The 12,237-nt window shown below is 72.8% G+C and carries 10 protein-coding genes; 2 read left to right on the forward strand and 8 right to left on the reverse strand.

Annotation, left to right across the window (positions count from 1 at the left end):
* Window positions 1-11 precede the first annotated feature (11 nt).
* The 5 genes from ACIGW2_RS00135 to mshD form a co-directional block, all read right to left on the reverse strand.
* Entirely contained in the window at window positions 12-2,360 is a 2,349-nt protein-coding gene (locus tag ACIGW2_RS00135; protein ID WP_399840342.1) for an RNA degradosome polyphosphate kinase, read from the reverse strand.
* Between the two features lie 228 nt (window positions 2,361-2,588).
* Entirely contained in the window at window positions 2,589-3,569 is a 981-nt protein-coding gene (locus ACIGW2_RS00140) for an ABC transporter permease (RefSeq protein ID WP_399840344.1), read from the reverse strand.
* Complete coding sequence (locus ACIGW2_RS00145; protein ID WP_399840346.1) at window positions 3,566-4,405, reverse strand: ABC transporter ATP-binding protein; 840 nt, start codon at window positions 4,403-4,405, stop codon at window positions 3,566-3,568. The genes ACIGW2_RS00140 and ACIGW2_RS00145 overlap by 4 nt, the downstream gene beginning before the upstream one ends.
* Window positions 4,402-4,827 carry a GntR family transcriptional regulator gene (locus tag ACIGW2_RS00150; protein ID WP_391652905.1) on the reverse strand — a complete coding sequence of 142 codons (426 nt, stop codon included), beginning with the start codon at window positions 4,825-4,827 and terminating at the stop codon, window positions 4,402-4,404. The genes ACIGW2_RS00145 and ACIGW2_RS00150 overlap by 4 nt, the downstream gene beginning before the upstream one ends.
* 60 nt (window positions 4,828-4,887) lie before the next feature.
* Window positions 4,888-5,814, reverse strand: coding sequence for a mycothiol synthase (mshD, locus tag ACIGW2_RS00155; RefSeq protein ID WP_399840347.1), 927 nt, complete (start codon window positions 5,812-5,814; stop codon window positions 4,888-4,890).
* 188 nt (window positions 5,815-6,002) lie between these two features.
* Here mshD and ACIGW2_RS00160 point away from each other — a divergent pair, with 188 nt between their 5' ends.
* Both ACIGW2_RS00160 and ACIGW2_RS00165 read left to right on the forward strand, forming a co-directional pair.
* A complete protein-coding gene (locus ACIGW2_RS00160) occupies window positions 6,003-7,847 on the forward strand; it encodes a bifunctional metallophosphatase/5'-nucleotidase (protein ID WP_391652903.1) in 1,845 nt (614 codons plus the stop codon).
* 188 nt (window positions 7,848-8,035) lie between these two features.
* On the forward strand, window positions 8,036-8,896 hold the full coding sequence (locus ACIGW2_RS00165; protein ID WP_399840349.1) for a phosphatidylinositol-specific phospholipase C: 861 nt from the start codon (window positions 8,036-8,038) through the stop codon (window positions 8,894-8,896).
* Here the strand turns inward: ACIGW2_RS00165 and ACIGW2_RS00170 are convergent.
* Genes ACIGW2_RS00170 through ACIGW2_RS00180 form a run of 3 tightly spaced genes read right to left on the reverse strand, consistent with a single transcriptional unit; the run spans window position 8,861 to window position 12,140 of the window.
* The gene (locus ACIGW2_RS00170; protein ID WP_391652901.1) at window positions 8,861-10,297 is read right to left on the reverse strand and encodes an ATP-binding protein; all 1,437 of its coding nucleotides are present in this window, start codon (window positions 10,295-10,297) and stop codon (window positions 8,861-8,863) included. The genes ACIGW2_RS00165 and ACIGW2_RS00170 overlap by 36 nt on opposite strands.
* Window positions 10,294-11,025, reverse strand: coding sequence for a response regulator transcription factor (locus tag ACIGW2_RS00175; RefSeq protein ID WP_361587536.1), 732 nt, complete (start codon window positions 11,023-11,025; stop codon window positions 10,294-10,296). The genes ACIGW2_RS00170 and ACIGW2_RS00175 overlap by 4 nt, the downstream gene beginning before the upstream one ends.
* A gap of 20 nt (window positions 11,026-11,045) precedes the next feature.
* A complete protein-coding gene (locus tag ACIGW2_RS00180) occupies window positions 11,046-12,140 on the reverse strand; it encodes a S1C family serine protease (protein WP_399840351.1) in 1,095 nt (364 codons plus the stop codon).
* Window positions 12,141-12,237 lie beyond the last annotated feature (97 nt).

Below are 12,237 nucleotides of genomic sequence, written 5' to 3' on the forward strand. Positions count from 1 at the left end.
CCGAGGTGATGTCAGGGTTGTGCACGCCGGCGCCTCCGCGCGTCGATGAGCATCTCCTGGACGTGCCGGAGCGGCTGGCCCTCGGGGTCGGTCGCGTGCCGCGTCCAGTTCCCGTCCGGTCCCAGGTGCCAGGAGGAGGTGGTGTCGGACATCCCGGTCTCCAGGAGCCGGGTCAGGGCGGCCCGGTGGGCGGGGTCGGTCACCCGGACCAGGGCCTCGATGCGGCGGTCCAGGTTGCGGTGCATCATGTCGGCGCTGCCGATCCACACCTCCGGCTCGCCGCCGTTGCCGAAGGCGAAGACCCGGGAGTGCTCCAGGAAGCGGCCGAGGACCGAGCGGACCCGGATGTTCTCGGAGAGGCCCTCGACGCCGGGGCGCACGGCGCAGATGCCGCGGACCCAGATGTCGACCGGCACGCCGGCCTGGGAGGCGCGGTAGCAGGCGTCGATGACGGCCTCGTCGACCATCGAGTTGACCTTGATCTTCACGTACGCGGGGCGGCCGGCCCGGTGGTGGGCGACCTCCTTGTTGATCCGCGAGACCAGGCCGTCGCGGAGCGACTTGGGGGCGGTGAGCAGGCGCCGGTAGGTCTCGCGGCGGGAGTAGCCGGAGAGCCGGTTGAAGAGGTCGGAGAGGTCGGCGCCGACCTGCGGGTCGGCGGTGAGCAGGCCGAGGTCCTCGTAGAGGCGGGCGGTCTTGGGGTGGTAGTTGCCGGTGCCGACGTGGCTGTAGCGGCGCAGGGTCTCGCCCTCCTGGCGGACCACGAGCGACAGCTTGCAGTGGGTCTTGAGGCCGACGAGGCCGTAGACGACGTGGCAGCCGGCCTCCTCCAGCTTGCGGGCCCACTTGATGTTGGCCTGCTCGTCGAAGCGGGCCTTGATCTCGACCAGGACGAGGACCTGCTTGCCGGACTCGGCGGCGTCGATGAGGGCGTCCACTATCGGCGAGTCGCCGGAGGTGCGGTAGAGCGTCTGCTTGATCGCGAGGACGTCCGGGTCGGCCGCCGCCTGCTCCAGGAAGGCCTGGACGGAGGTGGAGAAGGAGTCGTACGGGTGGTGGAGCAGCACGTCCCGCTCGCGCACCGCGGCGAAGATGTCGGGCGCGGACGCGGTCTCGACCTCGGCGAGGTCGCGGTGGGTGCCGGCGACGAACTTCGGGTACTTGAGTTCGGGCCGGTCGAGCGAGGCGATGCCGAAGAGGCCGGTGAGGTCGAGCGGGCCGGGCAGCGGGTAGACCTCGGAGTCGGAGATCTTCAGCTCGCGGACCAGCAGGTCGAGCACGTAGGGGTCGATGGACTCCTCGACCTCCAGGCGCACCGGCGGGCCGAAGCGGCGCCGCATGAGCTCCTTCTCCAGGGCCTGGAGGAGGTTCTCGGCGTCGTCCTCCTCGACCTCCAGGTCCTCGTTCCGGGTCACCCGGAACATGTGGTGGGCCAGCACCTCCATGCCCGGGAACAGCTCCTCCAGGTGCGCGGCGATGACGTCCTCCAGGGGGACGTAGCGCTCGGGGGAGGCCTCCAGGAAGCGGGACAGCAGCGGCGGCACCTTCACGCGCGCGAAGTGGCGGTGGCCGGAGACCGGGTTGCGCACGACGACGGCGAGGTTGAGGGAGAGCCCGGAGATGTACGGGAAGGGGTGCGCCGGGTCCACGGCCAGCGGGGTGAGGACGGGGAAGATCTGCTGCCGGAACAGGGTGAAGAGGCGGGCCTGCTCCTTCTCGGTGAGCTCGGGCCAGCGGATCAGGTGGATGCCCTCGTCGGCCAGGGCGGGGGCGACGTCCTGCTGGAAGCAGGCGGCGTGCCGGGCCATGAGCTCGCGCGAGCGGGTCCAGATGAGGTCGAGCACCTCGCGGGGCTGCAGGCCGGAGGCGGAGCGGGTGGCGACGCCGGTGGCGATGCGGCGCTTGAGGCCGGCGACCCGGACCATGAAGAACTCGTCGAGGTTCGAGGCGAAGATCGCCAGGAAGTTCGCGCGCTCCAGGAGGGGCGTGGTGGGGTCCTCGGCGAGTTCGAGGACGCGCTCGTTGAAGGCGAGCCAGCTGCGCTCCCGGTCGAGGAAGCGGCCCTGGGGGAGCTCGCCGGCGCTGTCGTCGTCCTCGTACGCGTCGAGGTCGGCGTCCAGGTCGGGGTCGAGCTCGCTCACGGCGGCGCCGTTGACGGCGTGCGGCCGGTGCGCGGCTATGGAACCGAGGGAGGGCTGGGCGGCGGGCGTGGTGGCCGCCCGGTCGTCGGAGGCGGCGCGGGCCGCCTTCGCGGAGGCCTTGCCGGACCTCGTGCCGGACGTCCTGGCGGACGGCGCGGCCGTGGACGCGGACGACGGGGTGGACGACTGGACCGGGACCTCGGCGGGCTGCTGGCTCATGGCCCCATTCTTCCGCGCGAAGGGCTGGTCGGGCGCGTCGGAGCGGGCCGTGGTGGAGGGGAGTCTCCCTTTGGGGAGTCTGCCCCTCGGGTGGGCGGGCACGGAGCGCTTCATTGCGTGAGCGTCGCAAGCGCGTCTGAATGATTGGTAACGGGGACGTGACGTGAGGGAATCAGGGGCGGGACCGGGTCGCGGCCCCGCCCCCGTTCCTTCCACGGCCGCGGACGGTTACGGCAGCCGCGCCCGCAGCACCCGGAAGGCGAGGAGGGCCGCGAGGGCGGCGAGGGCGAGGAGGATGCCGGTCTCGACGAGCTGGGTGGGCCAGTAGTGGGACGCGGGGTGGTAGTCGACGTACTGGGCGGTGGCGCCGCGCCGGGCGAGGCAGCGGTCGAAGAGCGTCGTCCCGCCGTCTTCCAGGGCGTCCGTGCCCGGGGTCCTGTTCACCTCGTCCCAGCAGACCGACTGGTCGAAGCGGGCGCCGGAGGCGGTGAGCATGCCGGTGTCCATCACCAGTCCGTCGCCCGGCGCCCACAGGGCCCGCTCCACCGGTCCGGTGACCGTCCGCACCGGCAGGAAGGACCAGCGCAACGCGCCGAGCAGCAGCAGGACGACGCCCATGACCAGACCGGTGGCTGCCATGGCGACGAGGGTGCGGCGGATCAGCAGGCCGAGGAGGGCGCCGACGGCGACGGCCGCGAGGACGTACGCGAAGAGGACGGTGCCGGTGGCCATGTACGGATGCGGGTTCCAGCTCGTGTACCGGGCCCCCGGCATCCGTGCCCAGCCGAGCCGGTAGACGCCGGTGAGGGCGAGGGAGGTGAGCAGGGCGACGGAGGTCGCGGTGAGGAGCTTGGCGCGGAGCCAGGCCGCCGGGCTCACCGACTGGGTGAGCGAGAGCTGGTACGTCCCCGACTCGAACTCGCGGGCCACGAGCGGTCCCGCGACGAGGACGCCGACCAGGAGCGGTACGACGAGCAGGCCCAGGCCGAGGTAGTCCACGGCCAGGTCGAGCACCCGGTAGCCCCTGTTCTCGTACGAGGGCGTCCAGTGGCCGTCCTGCGCGTACACGTCCGGGGTCTGCGCGTCCCACAGGCGCAGCCCGCCGATCACCGCCAGGGCGCCGGCCACCGCGGTGGCCGCCAGCCAGAGCGTCCGCCGGTACTGGCGGACCGTCACCCAGTACGTGCCCTTGAGGGCGAGTGCGCTCACGCGGCGGCTCCTTCGGTGGTGCGGAGGTGGGCGAGGAGGAGGTCCTCCAGGGAGGGCGGCACGGTCTCCCAGGGGCCTTCGACGGGGCCCTGGTGGCGGACCAGGGCGGTGAGCTGACGGCCCGTGGTGCGGGACTCGACGACGGTGTGCGGGGCGAGGTCCGCGACCGGGCCGGTGAGCAGGGTGTGGGCGGCGAGGAGGTCATCGACGGGTCCGTCGAGGCGGACCCTGCCGCCGTGCAGCAGGAGGAGGTGGTCGCAGGCACCCTCCAGCTCGCTGAGGATGTGCGAGGACATCACCACCGTCGTCCCGTGCTCCGCCGCCTCCGCCAGCAGCAGGCCCATCAGCTGGTGGCGGGCCAGTGGGTCCAGGTCGGCCATCGGCTCGTCGAGGAGGAGGAGTTCGGGGCGCTTGCCCAGGGCCAGGGCGAGGGCGACGCGGGTGCGCTGGCCGCCCGAGAGGGTGCGGATCCGCGCGTCGGGGGCCAGCGCGTCGGCGAGGACGCGGCGCGCGGCGGCCTCGTCCCAGCGGTCCGGGTTCAGCTCGCGGCCCATCCGCAGGGTGTCGGCGACGGACAGCCGGGGGTGCAGCGGCTTGTCCTGGGCCACGTACGCCAGCCGCTCGCGCGGCGGCACCGTGACCGTGCCCTCGGTGGGGCGGCGCAGTCCCGCCGCGAGGGCGAGGAGGGTGGACTTGCCGGCGCCGTTGGGTCCGACCAGGGCGCAGACGCGGCCGGCGGGCAGGGCGAAGGAGCAGTCGCGCAGTGCCCAGGGGCGGGACCGTCCTCCGTACCGGGCGCCCAGGCCCTCCGCCCGCAGCGCGGTCTCCTCTGTCATGCGTCGTCCCCCTCGAAGAATTCGTTCAGTACGGATGTGAAGAGCGCGGCCACGTCGTCCCGCTCCAGGCCCGCCTCGCGCGCCCGCCGGGCCCACGCGGCGAGTTCGCCGCGCAGCGGCGAGTCGGCGGGGCCGGCGGCGAGGGTGCCGAGGGTGGCGCGGACGAAGGTGCCGAGGCCGCGGCGGGCCTCGACGAGGCCCTCGCGTTCCAGCTCGCGGTAGGCCTTGAGGACCGTGTTCGGGTTCACGGCGGTGGCCTCGACGACCTCGCGGGCGGTCGGCAGCCGGTCGCCGGGCTCCAGCAGGCCCATCCGGAGGGCCTGTTTCGTCTGCTGGACGATCTGGAGATAGGTGGCGACCCCGCTGCGCCGGTCGATGCGGTAGGCGAGCACGACTGCTTCCACCACCCTTTCACTAATCAAGTAGTGAAAGGGTGGTGGAAAGAAGGGGGCGGTGTCAACCGCCCCCTTCCGCAGCCGGGTTCAGGACTCCGTGCGGTACATCAGGTCCACCTCGTGGGTCCGGAAGCCCAGGCCCTCGTACACCCGCACCGCCGCCGTGTTGTCCGCGTCCACGTACAGCATCGCCGTCGGCAGCGTCTCCGCCGCCAGGTGCCGCAGGCCGATCGCGGTCAGCGCCCTGCCCAGGCCGCCGCCCTGGGCGTCCGGCAGCACGCCCACCACGTACACCTCGCCCAGCTGCTCCTCGGCGTGCACCTTCGTCCAGTGGAAGCCGACCAGCCTCCCCTCCCGCTCCGCCAGGAAGAAGCCCTTCGGGTCGAACCACGGCTCGGCCATCCGGTCGTCCAGGTCCCGCTGGGTCAGCGAGCCCTGCTCCGGGTGGTGCGCGAAGGCGGCCGCGTTCACCGCGAGCCAGGCCGCGTCGTCCTGGCCCGGCACGAAGGTGCGCACCGTCACGTCCGCCGGCAGCACCGGCTCCGGGATGTCCAGCGGCACCAAGGAGCGGCGCAGCTGGCGCAGTTCGCGGAACAGGGTCAGGCCGAGCACCTGCGCGAGGTGCCGGGCCGCCGACTTGCCGCCGTGCGCCCACACCCGCAGCCGCTTCCCGGAGGCGTCGAGCAGTGCGGTGCCGAGCGCCCGGCCGTGGCCGCGGCCCCGGTGCGCCGGGTGCACCACCAGCTCGGCCGCCGGCGCCTCCACCGGGTCGGTCTCCTCCAGTTGGGCGTAGCCGTAGAGGCGGGGGCCGACCGTGAGGAGGAAGTGCCGCACCCCCTCGCGCCGCCCGTGCCGCAGGTAGAGCCGCCCCTGCTCGGACACGGCGTGCACGCCGTCGGCGCGGTCGGCGGCCTCGAGCAGGTCGAGGACGTCACCGATCTGCTCGGGGCTCAGTTCTTCGTAACTGTTGATCTGCCGTCCCGGTTCGAGGGCCGGCGCCGCGTCGGAAGTCATGCCTCCGAGCCTACGGCGGGGGCCCGGCACCCCGTGGGAGATCAAACGGAGGCTGTCAGGTTCAGGGGGCCCCGTCCGGCGAGTGAGGAAAGTCAACCAGGTCGTAACCCGTGACCCCCTGTTGCGCTACGCGCGTTGACCCTAGGCTGCGCGGGCAGGACCGGAGTCGTTCAGGGAACTGGGGAGAAATGGCAGCGACACGGAAGAACAACAAGGCGGTGCGGCGGATACTCGCCGCGGGGGCGGGACTCGCCACCGTCGGTGCGCTGGTGGCGGCGCTGCCGGCCGGCGCCTCGCAGGACCGGGCCGAGGACGCCGGATACGGCAACGGCAAGGGCTGGGGGCGGATGGTCGACGTCCAGCTGCTCTCCTTCAACGACCTCCACGGCAACCTGGAGCCGCCGACCGGCTCCTCCGGCCGCCTCACGCACCGGAACGAGGACGGCACCACCCGGACCATCGAGGGCGTCGGCGGCGTCGAGTACCTCGCCACGCACCTGCGCGAGGCGCGCGAGGGCCACCGGTACTCCATCACCGCGGCCGCGGGCGACATGATCGGTGCCTCGCCGCTGGTCTCCGGCCTGTTCCACGACGAGCCGACCATCGAGGCGCTCAACAAGCTGAAGCTCGACGTCACCTCCGTGGGCAACCACGAGTTCGACGAGGGCGCGCGCGAGCTGGCCCGCATCCAGAACGGCGGCTGTCACCCGGTCGAGGGCTGCTTCGAGGAGGGCCGGTCCTTCTCCGGCGCCGACTTCCCGTACCTCGCGGCGAACGTGACGGACGAGAAGACGGGCCGTCCGATGCTCGACCCGTACTTCGTCTGGGAGCGCGACGGCGTCAAGATCGGCTTCATCGGCGTGACCCTGGAGGGCACGGCGGACATCGTGAACGCCGACGGCATCAAGGGCCTGAAGTTCGGCGACGAGGTCGAGACGATCAACAAGTACGCCAAGGTGCTGGAGAGCAAGGGCGTGAAGTCGATCGTGGCCCTGCTCCACGAGGGCGGCATGCCGGCCTCGGGCGCGTACAACTACGACTGCGACACCCCGGGCGCGGGCGCCGGCATCTCCGGCCCGATCGTGGACATCGCCAAGAACGTCACCCCGCAGGTCGACGCCCTGATCACGGGTCACACCCACCAGGCGTACGCGTGCAGCATCCCGGACCCGTCCGGCAGGCCGCGCACCGTCACCTCGGCGGCCTCCTTCGGGCGGCTCTACACCGACACGACGCTGACCTACGACCGGCGCACGAAGGACATCGTCCGCACCGCCGTCGCCTCCGCGAACCACGTCGTCACCCGTGACGTGACCCCGGCGTCGGACATGACCGAACTGATCCGCCACTACAAGACGCTGTCCGCGCCGGTCGCGAACCGTCCGGTGGGTCACATCTCGGCCGACATCGAGAACCCGCTGCCGGACCCGAAGAAGCCCTTCGCCGACGTCGAGCGGCCGGCCGGCTACCTGATCGCGGACGCGCAGCTGGAGGCCATGGCCCCGGCGGACAAGGGTGGCGCGCAGCTCGCGCTGATGAACCCGGGCGGCGTCCGCACGCCGCTGATCTACGCGCAGTCCGGCGGTGAGGGCGACGGCGTGGTGACCTACGCCGAGGCGTACGCGGTCCAGCCGTTCACCAACATGATGACGACGGTCGACCTGACCGGCGCCCAGCTGATCACCGCGCTCCAGCAGCAGGTCAGCGGCGCGAACCTGGCCGCCCCGAAGTACCTCCAGGTGTCGAAGGGCTTCACCTACACCCTGGACACGACCAAGACCGGCGCGGACCGGATCGTGGTCGACTCGGTGAAGCTGAACGGCGAGGCGATCGACCCGGCGAAGACCTACCGGGTCGCGATGAACGAGTTCCTGGCGGCCGGCAGCGACGGCTTCCCGGTGCTGAAGGAGCACAAGAACAAGCTCGTCGGCGTCTCCGACCTGGACGCGCTCGTCGCCTACCTGGGCGCCCACTCCTCGGCGAGCGCCCCGCTGGCGCCGCCGGCCCTCGGCCGGATCACCGTCATCAAGTGAGCCACCCTCACCTGATCCGCGCCTAAGGCGCTTCGAGCGAAGGGGCGGCGGCCGGTACGACCGGTCCGCCGCCCCTTTCGCGTACGACTCCTGGCCGTACCACTCCGGCGCCGCACGCCTCCGGGCCGTACCACGTCGCGCCCGCACACCCCTGGCCGTTCTTGTCGCGTACGCGTCATACTCCGGGCATGGACCGACGACGCTTTCTCGCGGGCGCCGCCGCGGCCGGTGCCGCGCTCCTCGCGGGCGCCCCCTCCGCCCGGGCGGCCACCGCCCTCGGGACGCAGGACTGGATGGCCGCGCACGGCGACCCCACCCCGCTCCAGAAGCTCACGATCCCCGGAACGCACGACTCCGGTGCCCGTTACGGCGGGCTGTGGACCGAGTGCCAGAACACCACCATCGCCCAGCAGCTGGACAGCGGGATCCGCTTCCTGGACATCCGCTGCCGGGTCACCGGCGGCTCCTTCGCCATCCACCACGGCTCCTTCTACCAGAACCTGATGTTCGGCGACGTGCTCGCGGCCTGCTGGGACTTCCTCGCCGCACACCCCTCCGAGACCGTCCTGATGCGGGTCAAGCAGGAGTACTCGACCGACTCCGACGCCACCTTCCGCGCGATCTTCGACGACTACCTCGACCGGCGCGGCTGGCGCCCGCTCTTCCGCATCGGCGACGGCGTGCCCACCCTCGGCGAGTCCCGCGGCCGGGTCGTGCTGCTCGCCGACAACGCGGGCCTGCCCGGGCTGCGCTGGGCCGACGGGCGGTACTTCGACGTCCAGGACGACTACCAGGCCGAGCCGTTCGCCAAGTGGCCGAAGATCCGCGACCAGTTCCGCGAGGCGGCCGCCCGGCCCGGCCCCTTCTACGTCAACTTCGTCTCGACCGCCGCCGGACTCCCGCCCCGCTGGAACGCCGACCGCCTCAACCCCCAGGTCCACTCCCTGATCGACGGCGAGGGCGCCGCCTGGAAGGGCCTCGGGATCGTCCCCATGGACTTCCCCAACACCCGCTCAGGACTCGTCGAGTCCCTCATCCGCCACAACTGACCCGTCCGCCCCGCCCGGCGGCGGTGTCGGCGCCCCCGGCAGCCGCACCGTCGCCACCGTCCCGCCGCGCCCGTCGGGCGCCGGCGCCAGCGCGACCGTGCCGCCCGCCTGCCCCACCGTACGGGCCACGATGGACAGCCCGAGGCCCGAGCCCGGCAGGCTGCGCGCCGACGGCGAGCGCCAGAAGCGGTCGAAGACGTGCGGCAGCTCGTCCGCCGGAATGCCCGGCCCGTGGTCCCGCACGGTCAGCTCGCCGCGCATCAGCCGCACCTCGACGGTGCCGCGCGGCGGCGAGAACTTCACCGCGTTGTCCAGCACGTTCACCAGCGCGCGCTCCAGGGCCGCCGGCTCCGCCCGTACGTACCAGGGCGCCAGGTCCGTCTCGAAGCGCAGCTCCGGACCGCGCAGCCGGGCCCGGTCGAGCGCCGCGCGCAGCACCGTGTGCAGCGGCACCACCTCCAGCGGACCCAGCGCCGCCGCCTCCGGCCGGGACAGCTCCTGGAGGTCGCCGATCAGTGCCGCCAGCTCCGTCATCTGCGCCTTCACCGAGGCCATCAGGGCCCGCCGGTCGTCCGGCGGCAGCGCGCGCCCGGTCTCCTCGCTGCGCGCGAGCAGCTCCACGTTCGTCCGCAGCGAGGTCAGCGGGGTGCGCAGCTCGTGCCCCGCGTCCGCGATCAGCTGTGCCTGCCGGTCCCGGGAGGTCGCGAGCGCGGCCGTCATCGCGTTGAACGAGCGGGACAGCCGGGCGATCTCGTCCTCGCCCTCCACCGGGATCCGCACCGTCAGGTCCTCGGTCGCCGCCACGTGCTCGACCGCCCCGGTCAGCCGGTCCACCGGCGCGAGCCCGGTCCGCGCCACCCACAGCCCGGCCGCGCCCGCGCCCACCACGCCGATCCCGGAGACCAGCAGCAGCACCCAGGCCAGCGTGGACATCGAGTTGTCGATCTCGGACAGCGGCCGGGCCAGCGACACCGCCATGCCGGGCCGCTCCGGGTCCGGGTAGGTGTAGACGCGCATCTCGCGCCCGTCGCCGTCCTTCGTCGTGTGCAGGGCGTCGTCGACCAGCCGGCGCGCCACCGCCACGTCCGAGGGCCGCGCCGGGATCGCCGCCTGGCCCGAGGTGCACACGGTGCCGTCGGCGAGGATCACCTGCACCGTGTACTGCGCGAGCGGCGGCGCCTGGTGCCCGGTCCGGCAGCCGGCGAGCACCATCGTCAGGTAGTCGCCGTCCACCTTGGTCCCGCGCAGCCCCGAGTCCAGCTCGCTCTCCAGCTGCGCGCGGGTCACGAACCAGCAGGCCAGTGACACCGCGGCGACCGCGACCGCCACCGCGAAGGCGGTGAGCAGCGCGAGCCGGGAGCGCAGCGGCCGGGCCCGGAACCAGGCGAGGGGACCGCTCATTCGGTGCCTCCGCCGCGCAGGACGTAGCCGACGCCCCGCACGGTGTGCACGAGCCGCGGCTCGCCGCCCGCCTCGGTCTTGCGCCGCAGGTACATCACGTACACGTCCAGGGAGTTGGAGCTGGGCTCGAAGTCGAAGCCCCACACGGTCTTGAGGATCTGCTCGCGGGTGAGCACCTGCCGCGGGTGCGCCAGGAACATCTCCAGGAGGGTGAACTCGGTACGGGTCAGCTCCACCGGCCGCCCGCCCCGGGTCACCTCGCGGGTGGCCAGGTCCATCCGCAGGTCCTCGAAGGCGAGGGCGTCCTCGGTCACGGCGGCCGGCGCCTGCTGGGCGGCGTACGAGCTGCGCCGCAGCAGGGCGCGGATCCGGGCGAAGAGCTCGTCCAGCTCGAAGGGCTTCACGAGGTAGTCGTCGGCGCCCGCGTCGAGGCCGGTGACCCGGTCGCCGACGGTGTCGCGGGCGGTGAGCATCAGGATCGGCACGGTCGATCCCGAGGCCCGGATCCGGCGGGCGGCGGTCAGCCCGTCCATGCGGGGCATCTGCACGTCGAGGACGACGAGGTCGGGGGCGTACGACTCCAGTTTGGCGAGCGCGTCGAGCCCGTCGACGGCGTCCTCCGTGCCGTACCCCTCGAAGGCGAGGCTGCGCCGCAGGGCCTCGCGGACGGCGGGCTCGTCGTCGACGACGAGGATGCGCTCGGGTGTGTTCGGCTGGCCGCTGCTCATGGGGCCAGCGTCCCATGCGTTCAGCTCCGGCCGCCCGATCGCAGCGAGTCCAGGTCGGCCTTCAGGGTGTTCACCGGGATCGCGAATCCGAGGCCGACGCTGCCGGCCGTGGAGCCGTTCGCGGAACTCGGCGAGTACATGGCGGAATTGATTCCGATGATCTCGCCGTTCATATTGATCAGCGCGCCGCCGGAATTCCCGGGATTGAGCGAGGCGTCGGTCTGGATCGCCTTGTACGTGGTCTTCGAGGAGCCGGTGTCGCCGTTGAACTGCTGTCCGCCGAACTCGAACGGCCAGCCCTGGCGCGGGTCCCACTGCTGCCCCTGGTCCTGGCCCTGGTCCTGGCCGCCGTCCTCCCTGGCGACGGTCACGTCGCGGTCGAGGGCGGAGACGATGCCGCTGGTGACGGTGCCGGTCAGGCCTTCGGGGGAGCCGATGGCCACGACCTGGTCGCCGACCCGCACCTTGGAGGAGTCGCCGAGGGTGGCGGCCTTCAGTCCGGAGGCGCCCTTCAGCTTGATCAGCGCGAGGTCCTTGTCGGGGTCGGTGCCGACGACCTCGGCCTCGTACGTCTTGCCGTCGCTGAGCCGCACGCTGATCTGCGAGGCGCCGGAGATCACGTGGTTGTTGGTGACGACCTCGCCGTCGGAGGTGACGATCACGCCCGAACCGGTCGACTTGCCGGAGGTCGAGCTCGCGGAGATCTCCACGATGGACGGGGAGACCGCCTGGGCGACCCCGGCGACGGTGCCGAGGCTGCTCGCCGAGACGTTGGTGCCGGGGACCGGGCCGGCCGCGGTCGGGGACCCGCCGTCCGTCCAGCGCTCGACGAGGGTCGCGGTGCCGCCGCCGACCGCCGCCGCGGCGATTGCCACGGCCGCCATCAGCCCGACCCCGCGCCGGGCCCGCCGGTGCGGCGCGGGGCCGGAGGGGGCGGTGGCGAAGGCCGCCGGTGCGGCCGGGGGCGGCGGCACGGTCGCGGTGGGTCCGGGGCCCGCGGGCCAGACGGTGGTGCCGGGCTCCGGCTGGTACGGCCGCGCCGGCTCGTACGGGGGCCGCGGCGGGTAGTACGGCTGCTGGGGCTGCTGCGGCTGGGGCTGGGTGTCGTCCGTCATGACCACGACTCTCGGAGCCGTAGATGAGAAGCGTCTGAGGACGGGGTGAGAAGCCCGACAGAAGCCTGTATGCCCGAAATAAAGCTGCGGCGGGCGG

The sequence above is a fragment of the Streptomyces sp. NPDC053541 genome, from assembly GCF_044544705.1.
Lineage (GTDB): Bacteria > Actinomycetota > Actinomycetes > Streptomycetales > Streptomycetaceae > Streptomyces.